This window comes from Aliiglaciecola sp. SL4 (assembly GCF_041538045.1).
In the GTDB taxonomy this organism is placed as follows: Bacteria; Pseudomonadota; Gammaproteobacteria; order Enterobacterales; family Alteromonadaceae; genus Aliiglaciecola.
Window position 1 is genome coordinate 112,033 of record NZ_JBGOSE010000003.1, and the last position, 18,695, is coordinate 130,727.

Sequence of the window (18,695 nt, forward strand, 5' to 3'; positions counted from 1 at the left end):
TGCTGATTTTAGCGTTAACTTTATGGTTTACTGCAGTTTTAACCCAGGCACGGTTAAAAATTCTCATTCGAATAGTTCCCAACTCAAGGCTGTTCCGGCGGGCAAATCTTGTTTGGCCACTTTACCTAAAACACTATCCCAATGTTTCGGTGCTAGACCACTAGCGGGACGCACAATTCTAAGGTTATCACGGGTTAAAACTTGACCTTGTTGCACATCCGCACTAACAAAAATAGAACGTCGGTAATGTTTTGATTTCTCCTCAGCAGCACTTCCACCATAGGTCACCTCGCCCATAGCGGCAAACCCACGTTCGCTTTCTTGTACCAAGGATTTTAATTCATCTGGCTCTAATGAGAATGCGGCATCAACGCCACCAGCATTACGATCAAGAACAAAATGTTTTTCTATAACGGTTGCCCCCAGTGCCACCGAAGCGATGGATACACCAATACCGGCAGTATGATCGGATAAGCCCACTTGCGTATTAAAAGCGTCTTGTAGGTGGGGAATGGTCACTAAATTGGTATTACTTGGTTCGGCCGGATACGTGCTAGTGCATTTGAGCAGGATAATATCTTGGCAACCCGCTTTTTTAGCACACTCTATCGCATCTTCAATTTCCCCTAAGGTTGCCATACCCGTTGACATAATTAACGGCTTTCCGGTGGCTGCAGCTTTGCGTATCAACGGAATATCGGTAAGTTCAAAGGAGGCAACCTTGTAACAAGGGACTTCTAAGGTTTCAAGAAAATCCACAGCACCTTCATCAAAAGGTGAACTGAACGCCTCCATGCCAAGCTCTTTTGCACGCGCGAATAAACGACTATGCCACTCGTAGGGTGTGCACGCTTTGGCATATAAACCATGTAAGGCTTCACCGTGCCATAAACTGTCTTTTTCCTGGATCACAAAATCAACAGAATCGACATTTAACGTCATGCTATCGGCAGTATAGGTTTGTAATTTTATCGCATGTGCGCCAGCCTCTGCTGCCGCTTCCACCATTGCTATGGCTAATTCAAAGTTCTGGCTATGGTTTCCGCTTAATTCAGCAATAATAAAAGGCGGATGAGATGGACCGATTAAGCGCCCACCAATGGCAATATCATGCATTTTCTTGAGCCTCAAATATTGAGGTAATACTCTGTGCCAGTTCCTTTGCCGTTGGAAATTCATCGGCTTGGTCTGTGGCATAATCTGGCATCAAAATTCGCGGGTCTAACTGCCCAGGAATTAACAATGTGGGGGTTTCCACACAAGTGGCTAAAGAGAACATCGTATTGGGTAAACAAACCAAAAGATCACTGACTTTCAAGCCCTGCAAACGCAAACCTAAGCTTTCCTGCTCATCATCTTGTATCACTAAATAGCCGTTATTTTGCAGTATTGTTTTCAGTTCATTTAATTGGGGATAAGGATACTGCAGATCATTAAGCGCTAAATAAATAATGCGTCGATTCGCATTTTGATACTTTTGTGCCGGCTCAACATTAATATGCCAATCCAATGGCATGCTATTAAAGCCACAGCAACGGGTTAAGTAATATTCGGGATAGCCGCCGTCAGGCAGGTTATCACTGATCCACCATTGACTGTGCCAGCGACTCATTCCCATAAACGTACTATGCATGTACTCACCCGCATTATTCACGTATTCAGGAAGTAAACTTTGATTCTGTATTTGCTCAATTAATTTTTGTAGCGGCACACTTAAATAGTTGCCCTGCACTGGCTCCCCCGCATCTTTAAGAAAGCGAGCAAGTACGCATGGCATAAATGCCGTATCTAGGTTAATTATCTGTTCAAAACCAATTTCAATGATGGTTTCTGCTAAGCCAAGAAACGCTTCCAAAGACTGTAGAATATTATCTGGCCATTCATGGTTAGGTAAGGTTAATACCTTGGTACTAGGAGCCGCAAGCTTAACTACATCAGCTCCTAAACCATGGGTTAAACAATAAATTTCAGCTTGAGGATTTTGCCGTTGCAACTGACGAATAGTCGGCACTGCAATACTGGCAACATCGCCCATTTCCAGCATGCGAATAACCAATATTTTACTCATATTAAATTCCTTTGACGTAGGCTTGATACATTAATTCTGCTCGCTGCCAATCTTCTGGTGTATCAATATCTTGGACTAAATGACGAGGAAGGATAACGGGCACACTGTGTTGAGAGAATATGCCTTTTTTCGATAGATAGTCATCGGTTCTGCCCCAATAGAACTGCCCAGCATCATGATAAGCTTCTTCTAGGTCTTGGGAACGTTTAAAAATATCTTGTTTAAACATGGGTTCAACATTGCCTTGTTTGACACTGATCGCCCGTTGAATGGGAAATGCAAAACTGGTAACTGAAAATGAAAAAGACTTGTCTTTGTCTTGCTGTAATAGCTTTAAACCTTGCTGCAAGTACTCTGCTTGTAAAAATGGCGCAGTGGCATAGATACAACAACAAAACTCCGGCTTTTCAAAGTTATCAATACAATACTCTATTCCATGTTTAGTGACCGGCCGTGTACCTATAATATCATTGGATAAATTTTCGGGCCGTAAAAAAGGCACTTCTGCGCCATATTCACGGGCAACATCAGCCACTTCTTGAGAATCCGTAGATACCCAAACCTTATCAAACAAGTTTGATTTTTGCGCAGCCTCTATGGAATAGGCAATCAGGGGTTTACCTGCAAAATTGCGAATATTTTTCGCTGGTATGCGTTTACTGCCGCCCCGTGCAGGAATAATAGCTAAGTTCAAGCTAATACCTCATTTAATGCTTGTACAACTCTGTCTTGTTCATCGGCTGTCAGGCTAGGAAATAAAGGTAAAGTTAACGCATTTTGATAATAATTTTCTGCATTAGGGAAATCGCCCTCAGAAAAACCGAGCTTTTTAAAATAGGGTTGCAGGTGAATCGGAATATAATGCACATTGACACCGATACCGCGTTCAATTAAAGCGTCATAAATAACGCTTCTGTTGTGCGCTTTAAGCTCTACCATATAAACATGCCAAGCACTTGTATCTGCATTTTCCATACTGGGTAAGGTTATTGGCAAGTGTTTCAATAAATCATGATAACGTTGCGCTAAAATTTGTCGTTTTTCAATAAAACCATCTAACTTATTGAGCTGTGACAAACCTAAGGCGGCGTGTAAGTCACTTAACCGATAATTATAGCCAAGCTCAACTTGCTGATAATACCAAGGGCCATCGGAAAGTCCTTGCATCTGATTAGGATCACGAGTAACACCGTGTTTAGCAAACAACTTGGAGCGTTCGAACAATACTTCATTGTTGGTCATCACAGCTCCGCCTTCGGCGCTTGTAATCGACTTTACCGGATGAAAACTCAGCACGGCTAAATCAGCGTATTCGCAACTCCCTATTTTATGATGTTGATAACGGCCCCCTAATCCATGGGCTGCATCTTCGATAATTCGTACATTATATTGCTGACAAAGGGCCGCAATTTCTTGCATTTGGCAGCTCAATCCAGAGAAGTGCACAACCACGATAACTTTGGGTAATAAATTCGCTTTATTAGCAATTGCGAGTTTACGCTCAAGGGCTGCAATACTGATATTTCGCGTATCACTGTCAATATCAACAAAATCAATGCTGGCTCCACAGTACAAAGCACAATTTGCACTGGCAACAAATGAAATAGGTGAAGTCCAAACACGATCACCCTGGCCTACGCCAAGTGTTAAACAAGCCACATGTAAACCAGAAGTGGCACTGTTGACTGCCGTGGCATATTTAGCGCCAGTATAAGTTGCTAAAGCCTTTTCAAATTGAGGAACAATACTGCCTTGGGTGAGAAAGTGATTTTGTAGCACGTCAACCACGGCAGCAACATCGTCGTCATCAACAGAGTGCTTACCGTAAGGAATATTATCAACTGGGTTGCTCACTAATGGGCCTTAATCTATGGTTAATTTATCTAAGGCTTCAAGTTCTTCAACAGTTAAGAAGTGCGGGTTAGTGCCCGAATGGTATTCGAACTTATCCGCGACTGCTTGCCCTTTTTCACCCAGCTTGTTAAGCCGATAATCAACGGTCTTATCAAAAAACTTGATTGCCGGAGTAATCACATAGTGATCGTCAAACTCTAAGGAATGATGAGCCATTTCTTCTGGCACCATGACCTCATGCAGCTTTTCGCCAGGGCGAATACCGATAATATCGTAATCTCGGCTACCGCTCATGGCTTCAACTAAATCTAAAATGCGAATTGATGGAATTTTAGGAACAAAGATTTCGCCACCTTGCATGCGTTGGAAGTTCGTTATAACAAACTGCACCCCTTCATCTAAAGTAATCCAAAAGCGTGTCATTTCATCATGGGTAACCGGTAATTTGGTTTTACCTTCAGCCAGTAAATTTCGATAAAAAGGAACCACTGAGCCTCTTGAGCCAACAACATTTCCGTAACGAACCACAGCAAACCTTGGGCCTGAGGCACCAGATATGTTATTTGCAGCCACAAACAATTTATCTGATGCTAACTTCGTTGCACCATACAAATTTACAGGATTTGCCGCTTTATCTGTAGATAAAGCAATGACGCGACGCACGTCAGCTTCAATGGCAGCATCAATAACATTTTGAGCGCCATAGATGTTTGTTTTAATACATTCGTTAGGATTGTATTCAGCGGCAGGAACCTGTTTTAACGCCGCAGCATGAATTACATAATCAACGTCCTTCATTGCCGAAATTAGACGATCTTTATCTCTAACATCACCAATAAAGTAACGCATACAAGACGCATCAAATTGCTGCTGCATCTCATACTGTTTCAATTCATCGCGAGAATAAATGATGACTTTTTTAGGTTTTTCATTTTTCAATAAATGTGAAACAAAACGTTTTCCAAAAGAACCTGTTCCACCGGTTATCAATATGCTTTTATTTTCAAACATTTATTTTATCTACCTAAAACTGTTATGAAGCGATAAAACGCAACTATTTTTTAGCTTATGACTGTATGTTGGCTTATCTAAGTTTCTAATTCCACGTCTATTTGGTTTTATGCTGACAAACTCGAATTTTTGTAAACACTTGCTTTAAATGTAACCAGAATTCGTTGATTATCAATCCACAACCACTAAAAACGTCAAAGTTTTGAAACTATACCTTTATTTATTAGTATCAAGCAATTTCCATTCCCGGGGACTGGCAATGATTTAATTAACAGTAACTTAGAGAATAATAAATGCTAAAGGAATTGGTTTGTAAGAAGGCCATAACGAAAAATTTAGGGAATATCATTTGTGACGAGGAGGACTAGGGATTGGTTATTTGTATTTATCGACTATTTTTTTGCCTCGAATTAGCCCTGTTAGCTGCTTTAAAGAATCTTTGAGCTGGGCCTCAATGATAGTTGAAAGTCTTTGATTAGCTTCCAATTCACTAGTAGAAAACAATTTTTCAGTATTTTTATCAAGTGATGAAATATGCTTTGTCACTATTTCATCACGTTGGATGATAAGTTGCCGCAGCAACTTATCATCGAGTTCGTCACTGCTTAATACTGTTTCGAGTTGCTTATTAACACTATCAAGATTGTCAGGAGTGTATTGATGACTAAGATTTAATTTATTCACACGACAGCAGTACGTTTTTGCCTTTGCGCTTCATAAGCTTCTTGTTTTGCATCTTCAGGAATACTCGCCCAAGCATTTTTAATTGGTAGCATTAGATTAATCACTTCATCCATTATGTTCAAGTCATTCTGAATATTCGCATCTGTGACACGTTGAATCATATAATCATATAAATTAAATAAATTTTGACTCACTTCACTACCAATATCTAAATCTAAGGTATCTCTTAGGTTCATTAAGATTGCTGAAACTCTAGACAAGTGATCTGACTTACCTTCAAAGTCTTTGCGCTCAATACACCCTTTACCGTAAGCCATGCGATCCAACGCACCTTGCATTAACATTAAGGTAATTTTATGGGGATCGGCGGATGCCACGTCTTGTTTCAAATTGCCTTTTTTATAGGCATTAATACCTTTAAGTGCCATAATTTACTGCTCCTTATACCTGACCAAGTGATGCCATTAATGCATTACCGGTTTGATTCAATTGGGTAACGGTTTGGTCTAGGTTTAAATATTTATCACGTAAAATCTCTTCGAAACTCAACATACGAAGTTCAAATTGTTCCCGCTCGTCAGAGAGTTGATCCTTTTCATCTTTTATAGAGTTCTCTCGAGTGGCTAACAATCCACTGAAGGTGGTATATTCTTTAGTATAATCATACAAACGGGCCGCAATTCCTTCATCCTCATCGGTGAACAACGCAGCTATATCGTCAAAATTATCTTCTAGGGCTTCTGCGAGTCGCTCTTCTCCACTACCCAAACCAAACTCATCATAATCGGAAATTTCTAACTCACCATCAGAGTTAAGTTCAACACCAATGGCAAATAACCCACCAAGGGCGGAAGAACTAACATTAGAGCCGATGATACTCGATAGCCCAGAGGTGATACTACGTGCCATAAAGTCTCCGGCTAATGCGCCATCATCTTCAAGCTCAGAGGTACCATATTTGGTAAGTGTCTCAATCTCTTTGGCCAACGCATTAAAGTTATCGACAAAGTCTCTGATTTTTTTATCTAAACCTTCGGTGTCATAACCGATTTTTAAAGTAGAGGTTTGAAATTCCCCTAACGAGTCTTTTGAAGAAACCGCAGATGCCTCAAAAGAAACACTCGATATGGTATTTTCAAATTCGTTGGTGGATGACTCAACAGCGATACCATCAATGGTGGCTTGAGCATTTTGTGCACTCACTATTGGGTCTAGATAAGAAATTGATTCTGTTGAATCTGTGGTTGATACACGGTTGAGGTCGGCCAAATCATCATTATTAACAATGATTAAATCGTTCCCCTCCCCCGTAGTGGTTGAGCTGAAAACAAGCTTAGCACCGCCATCGGCAGTACCAGTATCGATGATACTGGCATTTACACCAAAGTTATCATCGGAGCTGTTAATGGCATTCGCCAATTGTTGTAAGGTTTGACCTGCTGAAACATTAATATTGAAACTATCGCCAGTACTGTCAATCTTAAATGTTAAACTACCACTACCCGATGACAAAACAGAATCAGTACTTTCATTAAATCCGCCATCCACAGCATCAGCAGTTTCTAATCTGCTACCGCTAGCTAACTGAGTAACGGCAATCTGATATTCACCTTTCACTGCACTATTAGCTGCTTCAGCGGTAAAAGGCTCAATTGATTCGTCAGGATTAGTAATAGCTGGCTCACGCCCTTGGAGTTGGTTGTCATTACGCAACTCATCTACGGCGTCTAGAAAATCACTCATTTTAGATTTTAACTGGCCAATGCCAGAAATCTCAGCATCAAGTGATTCTTCTTTTTCGTCCAAGCGAGCCTGTTTTGGCTCTCTTTCAGCTGCAATTAATTGGGTGACTAAATCATCTAAAGCCAACCCTGAGCCTACACCTAATGATTGGATTGTCATGACGAACCTCTTTAATAAAAAATTTAAGCTTGCTTGTTAAACAATACTCCTACTGCGCTGCCTACGTCAGATTGGAGATCTTTGATTTTCTCAGACAAAGCAAGAACCTCTTCAGTAGGGATTTGTCTAATTACCTCCCCTGACTCTGAATCTGTTACTTTAACAACTTGCCTTTCACTCTTTTCATCAACAGAAAACGATAGTTGACGATTAGAAGTCTGTAGAAAATCACTGATTTCGCTAACCGCACTTTCAATGTTTACAGAATCTTCATTGATTGATACGTTGTTATCGGCCTCTCTCTGATTTTCTTGATCATTTTGCGCAGATGCTGCCACCGATTTTTGTTCATTTCTGAGCTGACTTTGTTCAGATTCGTTTACAGAAACCGGGGGTGTTAATTCTTGCTGTGCAAAATTCTGGCCATACTGTGAAAAATTAACATCCATCTTTCACCTCCACTTCAAAGCAATTTGCCACTAACCCTATAAGTATAGTGGCATTATCATTGATAGACTAACTTTTAAAAGCTAATCAAATTATCCTAACAAAGACAACGCCGATTGAGGTCGTTGATTTGCTTGGCTAAGCACAGACAAAGATGCCTGTTGAACAATTTGATTTCGAGTTAGTTCAGCTGTTTCAGTTGCAAAGTCGGTGTCACGAATACGTGAACGAGCACCAGCAATATTTTCTGAAATGTTACTCAGGTTACGAATAGTTGATTGGAAGCGGTTTTGCAATGCACCCAAATCAGCTCTGACCGCACCGACAGTAGAGATAGCATTGTCAATTGAAGTCAAGGCTCCAGATGCTCCAGCAATAGTAGCAACTGACAATGAACCTATGTTCAAACCTGATGAACCGTACCCACCAGAGCGAGACAAGTTAATTGAAATAGTTTGGCCACCGTTGGCACCTACTAGAAACGCTGCCGAAAATGATCCCTTAAGGATATCTACACCAGCGAATTGTGAATCGGTAGAAATACGCGAAATTTCCGTTTTCAACGCTGAGACTTCTTTTTGCAGCGCTAAACGGTCAGCAGATGTATTGATACCATTTTGCGATTGTACGGCTAAGGTACGGATACGCTGCAAAGAAGATGTTACCTCACCTAAAGCTCCTTCAGCCGTTTGTGCTAACGAAATAGCATCGTTGGCATTACGAACGGCTTGGTTAAGACCTTCTACTTGAGTTGTAAGACGATCTGAGATTTGTAAACCGGCCGCATCATCTGCTGCTCGGTTAATACGAAAGCCTGACGACAATCTTTCAAATGATGTGCTAAGTGACTGTCCTGAATCAAACAACTGACGCTGAGCATTCAAAGACGACACATTGGTGTTTACATATAAACCCATATTTACCTCCTGAGAACTACCTATTAACTGATAAGGTAATTCGCCTCAAATTTGACCTCCAAGAAATACTCCTTGAAAGCCACCTCTCTTTTATTGAGAATCGGCACCTCTACCTATTCTCAACTTAAAATTCTTTAAAAAGAATTTCCCTCAACTAATGTTATCGACCTCACCTTGAAGATCTTTAGTTTTTTTATTAATTTATTACTAAACATAAACCATTGATAAATAACAACTTTAAAATAAAGTAAAAAATGATGAATATTTATTTTAAAAAGATAAGTAAATAGCAGGAGATAAAAGAGGTGTATAGGCTGGTTTTATATAGGAAGCCGAGTGTATGTTATTGGTGTTACCCATTTAAATGGTTTGCACTAAATATAGTGCGTTGAGTCAGAGTCACCTCAAGGAGCAAAGTTAAATGCGATTTGGTGAACTAAGGTGACCGCCAACTAAGCTATATTACTCTGTTGTTATTTATACGTGTTTAATACTTTGAATATTTCAATTTTAGACTTCGGAGATTTTTGGCACAGCGATTGCTAAGTTATCAGGTATAAACGTGAGACAAATAAAAAAAGCCATTTTTTTGGCAATAAGAATAAAAAAAGGCCAGATCAAATGACCTGGCCAACTTGCTCACGTTAGGAGTACGAGCAAATACTGTTTCTGTCCGGCTGGCAGGGTTAGAGAATGAATACTGGCCTCTCAACCAAACTTCTACACTCTCAGTCCTGTTAGTCGGCTTTTTATTCAGGTGGTGCCGACACCACCGCCATCCTTGGCCTATCTAGACACATTTCCAATGTGCCTCTGGGTTGGCCTCTCATTTCCTACCCTCAGAAATTGAGTTCTCTGTTTTTTTAATATTACCCTAGTAACTGCAACGCTGCCTGGGGCCTTTGATTGGCTTGAGATAACACCGTCAAATTGGCTTGCTGTAAAATTTGAGAACGGGTAAGGCTTGCCGTTTCTGTGGCAAAATCTGTATCTCTAATACGGGATCTTGCCGCTGATACGTTCTCAGATATATTACTTAAATTACGAATTGTCGATTGAAAGCGATTTTGTATTGCCCCTAAATCAGCCCGTTTAGCATCAATAATGGAAATCGCTTGGCTTACTCTAGTTAACGCCGCTGAAGCCTGAGCTTCAGATGCCACCGAAATATTGTAACCAGCGAATAAGCCTGAAGTGCCGAACCCGCCGGGGCGAGAAATATTAACACTGATAGTTTGGCCAGCGTTAGCGCCAACTAGAAACTTAGCTGAATAAAAACCATCCAATAGATTTACCCCACCAAACTGACTATAGCTGGCAATACGGCTTATCTCGGTTTTTAATGCCGACACTTCTTTTTGTAAGGCTAAGCGATCCGCAGAATTATTGATGCCATTTTGCGATTGAACTGCCAAAACTCTAATCCGTTGCAACGCGACTGTGGTTTCGGCTAATGCCCCTTCAGCAGTTTGCGCTAAGGATATGCCATCATTTGCATTTCTGACGGCCATGTCCAAGCCTAAAATTTGCGTGGTTAGACGATTAGATATTTGCAAACCTGCCGCATCGTCCTTTGCGCTATTAATACGGAAACCTGACGACAAACGTTCAAAAGCGGTACTTAAATCGTTGTTAGTGGTAATTAATTGCCGCTTGGCATTAATTGAAGAAATATTTGTGTTCACAAATAAAGTCATTATCCACACTCCTAAACTTTAATTAACCTATTGTTTATTAGAAGTTTTACTTTAAAAAAGTGTCGATAACTCAGTACAATATAATTTTGGCACACAAAATGCTAAAATCATACTGTCAGTCATTACCATGGCTGACAGTTTTGCCAAGCAATTAAGGTTGACAAAACTGTATAAAAGCAAGAGCGAAAGCTCTGGTCGACGGGCGGGATTGATGGCCTATACCTCAATACCTCCTCACTACCTCCTGGCATCTTTTCTGCCCAGTCGACTGCCCATTAAAAAAGCCTAAGGCTATATAATGGAGTGAGAATTCGCCCGCGCCTTTATACAGCGTGAGTTATCTAGTTGTCTTAGTAAAACGTATCTTCTTCGGTCGGTTGCAGCCTGCCCCCACAATTTGCAATCCGACCGTTTTCTTCTTTCTAATCAATCTTCAATGTTGCAGCCTGCCCCTGTTGCTTGCTCAGCATCATATTTCATGATTTCTCTCTCTTATTATTGCAACAATTGCAAAGCAGCTTGTGGACGTTGATTCGCTTGTCCCAACACGGTAATACTGGCTTGTTGAATTATCTGCCAGCGGGTTAATTCAGCTGTTTCAGCCGCAAAGTCTGTATCGCGGATACGAGATCTCGCCGCAGAAACATTTTCTGAAATGTTACTTAAGTTTCTGATTGTAGATTGGAAACGGTTTTGTATTGCACCTAAATCAGCACGTTTAGCATCAATTATAGAAATTGCGCCTAATACTGCCGCCATGGCACGAGAAGCCTGTGCTTCAGTGGCAACTGAAATTAAATTTGCTTCAATGCTTTGAGAGCCAAACAGACCGGACGTACCGTATCCACCTGGTCTAGAAATATTGACGCTGATAGTTTGACCTGGGTTAGCACCGACTAAGAATGCTGAAGAGTAATCCCCACCAAGAATATTGACACCACCAAACTGCGATGTTGCGGCAATACGACTGATTTCTTGTTTTAACGCATCAACTTCTTTTTGTAGCGCTAACCGGTCGGCAGAACCATTAATACCATTTTGAGATTGCACTGCCAGTACACGAATACGTTGCAATGCGGAAGTAGTTTCAGCCAAAGCACCTTCTGCTGTTTGCGCAAGAGAGATACCATCGTTGGCATTTCTTACAGCCATATTTAGGCCGAGAATTTGTGTCGTAAGACGATTGGAAATTTGTAGTCCAGCGGCATCATCTTTCGCGTTGTTTATGCGAAAACCAGAGGACAAGCGTTCAAACGCAGTACTTAGATTATTGTTCGACGTGAATAGCTGACGACTAGCATTCAACGACGACACATTAGTGTTGACGTATAAAGACATTTTTTTCTCCTAACGATTTAAGCAATCCGCCAAACCTATTATTATTATTAGTGGTTTTTGCGGTGATTCTAAGTGCGCTATTATTAGTTTTATTACGTCACTTATTTGGGCGTGTACTTATTATTTTTTATTTTGTACATCACTCTTGAAATCTTTATCGAACAGGATCGAGAAATTCTTTAGACTATTTTCTAACTAAATATTAATTCCTATATTTTTCAAACGTTTAGGTTGAGAAAAAAGCCGACTAAATTAGCCGGCGAAGCGCTCTTACGTTAGGAGGGAAAGAGCGCACTCTCTACGTTTTGGGCCATTAAATACAGATTCACTACCTCCTGGCTTTAATTTCCCAATCGTATTCTATTAACCTAGAAGCTGAAGCGCTGATTGTGGACGCTGATTAGCCTGAGACAAAACAGTTAAACTGGCTTGCTGGATAATCTGGTTACGTGTCAATTCAGCGGTTTCAGTTGCGAAATCTGTATCACGAATACGTGAACGAGCGCCTGAAACGTTTTCAGAAATGTTACTTAAGTTTCTGATTGTAGATTGAAAACGGTTTTGCAGGGCACCTAAATCGGCACGTACAGCTCCAACAGTAGAAATTGCAGCGGTAATTTCTGTTAACGCGGCAGATGCAGTTGCAATGCTAGCAACTGAAGTACCAGCAATACCTAGCCCTGAAGCGCCAAAACCACTGGTTCTAGACAAATTAACAGAGATAGTTTGGCCACCATTAGCACCTACTAGGAATGCCGCTGAAAACGCGCCATTTAGGATGTCAACACCGGCAAACTGTGAAGTTTGCGCTATACGTGAAATTTCAGTTTTAAGAGCTGATACTTCTTTCTGAAGCGCTAAACGGTCAGCAGAGGTGTTGATACCATTTTGTGATTGAACAGCTAAAGTACGGATACGTTGAAGTGAGTTTGTTACTTCGCCTAACGCACCTTCAGCGGTTTGCGCTAAAGAAATCGCATCATTTGCATTTCGTACAGCTTGGTTAAGACCTTGAACCTGGGTGGTTAAACGGTCGGTGATTTGCAAACCAGCAGCATCATCCGCTGCACGGTTTATACGGAAACCAGAAGACAAACGCTCAAAAGACGTGCCTAAACGGTTAGATGAATCAAATAATTGACGTTGCGCATTCAAAGACGAAACGTTGGTGTTAACGTATAATCCCATGGGATATCTCCTACACTCTCAGTCCAGCGTTTCGCTGGCAACCGATAAAAATCGGTGGTTAAAAAACACATTCAAGAACATCAATCTTAGTCAAAACTAGATCGGTGTTACTGGCTCTCTCAGATAAGGTATCGACGGATTAAAAAATCCCTTTAACTAAATTTTGCCGTTTTTTATTAAAACGGCAAAAAATTTCCGCTTTGCAATATGTAATTATTTGAGATTCAATAGATTTTTCGACAAAAATAAATTTTAAAAATGATGATTAATTGGACTAATTCGATTTGGAAAACCTCGAAACACAGCGCATTTACTGATCTGTGTGCCTTTGCAGGCAAACTATTTGTTAGTTTTAGAGAGGCCTCTGATCATATGAGTAAGGATGGCGATATACGCATTGTCATTTGCGACTTAGATGGTAAAAAAATTAACGGCGTAAGTCTTAAAATGGCGAACTGTGATTTGCGAGATCCCAAATTAACCGTCATGCCCGATGGTAAATTGCTGATGAACGCCTACGCCCGCTGTTACGATAACAAAGGAAAATGGTTGCATAGCCGTTCACTATGTTGGTTTTCCCAAGATGGGTTAAGCTGGTCCTCGCATCATTGGTTTGCAGAAAAAAACTGGTGGGTTTGGCGTATTCGTTGGCAAGATGGACAAGCCTATGGGTTTGCCTACAAACGAGCTCAACAACAACTTAATCTGTATAAAGGTAATCCGTTACGCACTTTTGATTGTTTTAAAACTGACGCACTTAGTTTAGCCAGCCATGGCCTCGGTTATCCTAATGAAAGTGATTTGTGTTTTAGCCAAAACGGCAATGCATATGCTGTGGTTCGCAGAGATGCAGACACTTTTACTGCTCAATGGGGAGTTGCAAAACCACCTTACAGTGCTTGGCAATGGTATGATTTAAAACAGTACATTGGTGCGCCTGTGATTTTGCAATTCGATGCAAAGACGATTTTAATTTGTGGCAGAGCTTGGCTGGCTGGAAAATTCAAAACTGCACTTTGGAAAATTGACATAGAAACGAAAAAGTTAACACTACAGATTGTGTTACCTTCAGATGGCGATTGCAGCTATGCAGGGATGATAAAAAGTGAGCAAGGAATATATATTAGTTATTACTCTAGTCACATTGACAACCAAAGTCACATATATTTAGCCCATCTCGATCTCTAATATAAAATTAGATGTAATCGAACAGAGTTAGCCCAGTTACTCTTGAAAAAGTGGCTTGGGCAGCTTGCAAAGCAGTTTCTTGTTTACTTAATTCAGATATTGCTTCGGCATAATCCACATCTTCAATATTTGCTCGGGCAGTTTTATTGGCTATTTCAAGATCCAAATTTGATTCGTAAACCGACTCTGCGACATTCAAACGGCCACCCAAAGATGAGGTTGCATTGGCTAAAGATTGAGAGCCGTTATCTATACCAACCAATGCGTCGGCAATTGCCTCACTAAGTTCTTTATCACTTAAATCACCAGCATTAAGGGCCAAATAAAAGTTATTTAACGTTTCAGCTATATTGTTTTTTTCTGGCTTGTTTAGTTCAAAATCGAAGGTATCCCCTACACCCCCTTCAACGTTAAATTCAATACCGTTGAAAACGAAAGGTTCACCAGAGGTAAAATTGACCGTGTCAATGGTTTCTCCAGTACCTACATTATCAATCTGAACTTGGTTACCAGCAATAATAGTCGCTTGAAACTGATTATTAGCCGGGGTGACTGCATCGTAATTATTTTCATGAAACTTGTCGAAAGCAGCCTGTTCAGTAATAACGGATGAAATTGATTCTAGTCCGCTGTCTCCTGAAACCGTAAAATTGAGTCTGGCTAAAACATTTTCAAATACAGTCTTTCCAGAACTATTCGCTTGAATATTGAGTGCATCTGATACTTGGATTTCCTTCACACCATCATCACCAGAAAAAGTATATTTTTCGCCTGTTGCTGATGGATTATAGGTAAACGCTTCGGTTTGCGATTGATATCCAGCAAAAATATATTCGCCGTTGGAGTTTTGCGTATTCATCAAACTAAATACTTCGTCTCGAATGGCGCCTATCTCTATTCCGATGGCTTCTAAGTCAGACTCGTCGTAAACACCATTGCCTGATTGAATCATTAATTGACGCGCTTTATCCAGCGCATTGTTAATATTACTAAGAACAACCTCTTCTTGCTGCAATGAATTGGTCAGTAAATCATTATTACGCTTATATTGAGTAATTTTGTCGAGATCTTCTGTGAGCCTAACAACTTGTGCAGCCCCCACAGGATCATCCGAGGGGCGCAACAACTTTTTCCCCGACGAGAGTTGTTGTTGAACATCAGACAAGGTTCCCTGATTTTGCGTGATTGTATTAATACTGCGGTCATACAACTGATTTGTGGATATTCTTGCCATAGTACAATTTACCTTGTAGCACTATAAATGGTGTCAAATAATTCGCTTGCGGTAGTCAATATTCTAGCCGCCGCCGCATAGGTCTGTTGGAAGCGGATTAAATTTGCCGCTTCTTCATCTAAATTGACCCCAGAAACTGACTGAAACCAATCGCTGGACTGAGTCTGCATAGCTTGAGCAGCCTGCATGGATATATTTGCCGAGGCCGTCTTGGCACCAATATCACTAACAATATTGGCGTAGGACTCGTGGAATGTAATCAAATTTCCACCACCATTATTATTTTGCTGCATGATATCCATATCTTGTAAGCCGGCTAACTTTAGTCCATTACGGTTATCATCCACACCATCGGTATTATATGCAATCGTAAACTGGTCACCTGCAACAGGCGATCCTTGTAAACTAAAATCATAGCCAGGAAAATCGGCCAACCCTGGGAATGGCCAACCGCCATCACTTGCCGCTTGTTCCATTATATTATTGTAGTCGGTAACTCCAGAGACCACGACCAATGACACACCCGCTTCATCGAAAATTTCAAATTCGGATTCACTATTAAACACAAGACTCGCAGGGCTACCTGCAACAAAACCACCACTGCCATCAAAAGCGGACGCCATGGGATCGGTCAAAGTACTATCAACAAAGGTATTGGTAACTGAGGATGCCGTTAACTTTGCATCCCCTAAATTATCCAAATTACTCTCGACACGAAATGGTGAGGCTAAAGCAATATCTTCGGGGCGTGTCATGATAACTTCGATTGATTGTGCGGTACTTTTAGTGGGTTGAAATAAGTATCTATCCCCTACAGCGTAACTGTCGCCATTGGGGATCTCTATTTCAAGCCCCCCCAGTACTTCAGTAAATGTACCCGCTTGTGCTTCGATACCCGTATAGGTTTGCGATAATGTATTTCCATCAATATCAGTTACATATGAACCATCTGGATTGACTAAGGTGACGCTAATATCCACAGTGTCTGGACTGCCTGGCGTCGTCCCAGTGATTTCCACTAGATAATCAGCCGCAGTAATTTTGCTCGCGCCATCTTCAGTCATTCTAGCGTTCATTGTTAACGATAAATCAGAGTTGGCCGAATAATTTAACCCCTGAAATTCGGGGTTAGAAAAGATGTTACCACCAAGTTGTTCATCATAGTCCATTCCCAAACGATTCTGCTGATTGATAGCGCTGGTTAAGGCCATGGAAATTTGCCCTAGCTCCCGTTGACCTTCAGCTAAAATCTCATCCCGATAACGAAATAAGCCGCCCAATTGACCACCTAAGTTTTGCTCAGGAAGTTTGAGTGTCGTGGGTTTTCCAGTACTAGCTAAATACAAATTTCGATAGTCTGGATCAGGATCACCACTAAGTTGGAACAAATTAAACGAGCCATCTTCCAGCACTAAGGATTCACCAGAGGTGAGGTTTACCATCACAGAACCGTCACCGTTACCGTTATCTCGGGTTTCAATGGACATAATCTCGGCTAATTGCAAAATGGCGTTATCCCGCTGATTTTTGAGCACGCCAGGCTCATCAAATAAGTTGTTACCTTCGGCAATGCGGATATTTTTATTCAGGTCTGCGATAGTTTCGATTAATTGATTAGCAGTATCAATGGAAGATTCTAACTCTAAATTAAGCTCTTTTTCTTTGTTGTCCATAAATTGCGACAACGTACTGACTTGTCCCACAAGTGCATTGGCTTCACCTAACACTAACTGTCTGGCAGCCATATTGGTAGGCTCATCGGTGGCAGTCTGTAGCGAACTGAAAAAGCGACTCATACTACTTGAAACACTGTTTGCTTCACTAGCAAAAATATCATCTAGCACACTTGAACGTTGAAAATAAGTTTCAAACTCACTAGCCTGTGTGGTGTCTCGGCGCAGTTGGTTTTGCGCAAAGGTATCTAAAACCCGTTCGGTAGTGCCGCGACCAACGCCACCAACTAATTGGCTTTCAAACGAGGTTTGCTCTCTAACATAACCTTCCGAATTAACGTTAGCGATATTATTACTGGTGGTGGCAAGCAATTGATTACTGGCTCTGACCCCACTGGTCGCGATAGTGTATAAATCGGCAGCTCTGATCATATTTTTAACTCCCGCGAAAAACTGTTATTGCCCATTTTGTTTTCCAAATGCTAGTGTGGATAACGCTGACTTGAACGTATCACTATTTAATACCGACAATATTTTATTGGCATATTGAGGATCGGTAGCGTATCCAGCAGTTTGTAAGGCACTGAAATAGGCTTTAGGGTCATTCACGTTTTCTAATGCTTGTTGGTATCTTGGGTTGTCAGATACAAAAGAAACATAATCTTTTAAGCCATCGGCAAAAGAGTCATAAGTTCTAAATTGAGCCTTTTGCTGTTTAGCTACACCTTGGTCAAATTCAACGGTATTGATTGCCGTGGTTTCACCTTGCCAGCGATTATCGGCCTTAATCCCAAATAAATTGTGGGTGTTTTGACCATTGCCAGTATGGATCATATATTGCCCCCAACCAGTTTCTACAGCGGCCTGGGCCAATAAAGCTTTTGGATCTATGCCTATTTTTTCGGCAATTTTTTCTGCATGAGGCAACAAAGTTTGCATAAACTCAGACGGTGATGCGAAAGCACTTTGTTTGGTAGCATTTTGCTTAGGAGCGTCTTGCATTAGCTCCTTTTGCATGGATGAGCTTTGTTGCGATGTGATTTGGTTAGATTGTAAAGCGCTTTGGTCACTATTGACGGGGGCATATTCTTTGGCACTTTGACGAACCAAGTTAAACAAATTTGCGTTATCGCGAACGGCACTGGCCGGCATAAAACCGTTTTCACCTGGGCTAAGTTGCTGAACGATCAATTCAGCAATCCCTACTCCGCCTCGAGATGACAAATCCACGGCTAATTGTTGATCATGCATGTCACGATAAAACTTAACTTGCTGAGAATTGAACGGACTGTCTTTATCAGCCAAAGCATCTTGAGCTTTACGCATTGATTTGAGCATCATTTGTACAAATATCGCTTCAAATTGTTTAGCCGCTTCATCTAATGCTTGTTTATCACCACTTTGAGCAGCCTGACGCAAAGTATCGATGCCCTTAAAATCATGGACATTGCGCGACATTTCAAGTTGTTGATCAATGTGGTTGTTCATTTCCAT

General features: G+C 41.0%; 17 protein-coding genes. 1 reads left to right on the forward strand and 16 read right to left on the reverse strand.

Translation table 11 applies throughout. The features are described from left to right. Window positions 1-63: 63 nt before the first annotated feature. The 13 genes from pseI to AB6T38_RS05945 form a co-directional block, all read right to left on the reverse strand. Window positions 64-1,116 (reverse strand): pseudaminic acid synthase, encoded by a 1,053-nt coding sequence (pseI, locus tag AB6T38_RS05885; protein WP_372546421.1) that lies wholly within the window; start codon window positions 1,114-1,116, stop codon window positions 64-66. Next, the gene (locus AB6T38_RS05890; RefSeq protein WP_372546422.1) at window positions 1,109-2,068 is read right to left on the reverse strand and encodes a glycosyltransferase family 9 protein; all 960 of its coding nucleotides are present in this window, start codon (window positions 2,066-2,068) and stop codon (window positions 1,109-1,111) included. Before AB6T38_RS05890 ends, pseI begins: the two co-directional genes overlap by 8 nt. Before the next feature lies 1 nt (window position 2,069). After that, complete coding sequence (pseF, locus tag AB6T38_RS05895) at window positions 2,070-2,762, reverse strand: pseudaminic acid cytidylyltransferase (RefSeq protein WP_372546423.1); 693 nt, start codon at window positions 2,760-2,762, stop codon at window positions 2,070-2,072. Further along, entirely contained in the window at window positions 2,759-3,922 is a 1,164-nt protein-coding gene (pseC, locus tag AB6T38_RS05900) for a UDP-4-amino-4,6-dideoxy-N-acetyl-beta-L-altrosamine transaminase (RefSeq protein ID WP_372546424.1), read from the reverse strand. Before pseC ends, pseF begins: the two co-directional genes overlap by 4 nt. Window positions 3,923-3,931: 9 nt before the next feature. Then, window positions 3,932-4,933: a UDP-N-acetylglucosamine 4,6-dehydratase (inverting) gene (gene pseB, locus AB6T38_RS05905; RefSeq protein WP_372546425.1), complete on the reverse strand. Its 1,002-nt coding sequence runs from the start codon at window positions 4,931-4,933 to the stop codon at window positions 3,932-3,934. Between the two features lie 375 nt (window positions 4,934-5,308). Then, window positions 5,309-5,617 carry a hypothetical protein gene (locus AB6T38_RS05910; RefSeq protein WP_372546426.1) on the reverse strand — a complete coding sequence of 103 codons (309 nt, stop codon included), beginning with the start codon at window positions 5,615-5,617 and terminating at the stop codon, window positions 5,309-5,311. After that, the gene (fliS, locus tag AB6T38_RS05915) at window positions 5,614-6,045 is read right to left on the reverse strand and encodes a flagellar export chaperone FliS (protein WP_372546427.1); all 432 of its coding nucleotides are present in this window, start codon (window positions 6,043-6,045) and stop codon (window positions 5,614-5,616) included. Before fliS ends, AB6T38_RS05910 begins: the two co-directional genes overlap by 4 nt. A 13-nt stretch (window positions 6,046-6,058) precedes the next feature. Beyond that, window positions 6,059-7,519 carry a flagellar filament capping protein FliD gene (gene fliD, locus AB6T38_RS05920; RefSeq protein ID WP_372546428.1) on the reverse strand — a complete coding sequence of 487 codons (1,461 nt, stop codon included), beginning with the start codon at window positions 7,517-7,519 and terminating at the stop codon, window positions 6,059-6,061. 23 nt (window positions 7,520-7,542) lie between these two features. Further along, window positions 7,543-7,968: a flagellar protein FlaG gene (locus AB6T38_RS05925; protein WP_372546429.1), complete on the reverse strand. Its 426-nt coding sequence runs from the start codon at window positions 7,966-7,968 to the stop codon at window positions 7,543-7,545. Window positions 7,969-8,058: 90 nt separating this feature from the next. After that, window positions 8,059-8,883, reverse strand: a complete 825-nt coding sequence (locus AB6T38_RS05930; protein ID WP_372546430.1) for a flagellin — start codon at window positions 8,881-8,883, stop codon at window positions 8,059-8,061. A gap of 869 nt (window positions 8,884-9,752) precedes the next feature. Next, window positions 9,753-10,580, reverse strand: coding sequence for a flagellin (locus tag AB6T38_RS05935; RefSeq protein WP_372546431.1), 828 nt, complete (start codon window positions 10,578-10,580; stop codon window positions 9,753-9,755). A 495-nt stretch (window positions 10,581-11,075) separates the two neighbouring features. Beyond that, window positions 11,076-11,918: a flagellin gene (locus AB6T38_RS05940; protein ID WP_348490999.1), complete on the reverse strand. Its 843-nt coding sequence runs from the start codon at window positions 11,916-11,918 to the stop codon at window positions 11,076-11,078. Between the two features lie 363 nt (window positions 11,919-12,281). Then, window positions 12,282-13,106, reverse strand: coding sequence for a flagellin (locus AB6T38_RS05945; RefSeq protein ID WP_372546432.1), 825 nt, complete (start codon window positions 13,104-13,106; stop codon window positions 12,282-12,284). A 258-nt stretch (window positions 13,107-13,364) separates the two neighbouring features. Here AB6T38_RS05945 and AB6T38_RS05950 point away from each other — a divergent pair, with 258 nt between their 5' ends. Further along, a complete protein-coding gene (locus AB6T38_RS05950; protein WP_372546433.1) occupies window positions 13,365-14,294 on the forward strand; it encodes a hypothetical protein in 930 nt (309 codons plus the stop codon). Window positions 14,295-14,301: 7 nt separating this feature from the next. Here AB6T38_RS05950 and flgL read toward each other — a convergent pair whose 3' ends face one another. Genes flgL through flgJ form a run of 3 tightly spaced genes read right to left on the reverse strand, consistent with a single transcriptional unit; the run spans window position 14,302 to window position 18,695 of the window. Further along, entirely contained in the window at window positions 14,302-15,528 is a 1,227-nt protein-coding gene (gene flgL / locus AB6T38_RS05955; RefSeq protein WP_372546434.1) for a flagellar hook-associated protein FlgL, read from the reverse strand. An 8-nt stretch (window positions 15,529-15,536) separates the two neighbouring features. Then, window positions 15,537-17,633 (reverse strand): flagellar hook-associated protein FlgK, encoded by a 2,097-nt coding sequence (gene flgK, locus AB6T38_RS05960; protein WP_372546435.1) that lies wholly within the window; start codon window positions 17,631-17,633, stop codon window positions 15,537-15,539. A 24-nt stretch (window positions 17,634-17,657) separates the two neighbouring features. Continuing rightward, a complete protein-coding gene (gene flgJ / locus AB6T38_RS05965; RefSeq protein WP_372546436.1) occupies window positions 17,658-18,695 on the reverse strand; it encodes a flagellar assembly peptidoglycan hydrolase FlgJ in 1,038 nt (345 codons plus the stop codon).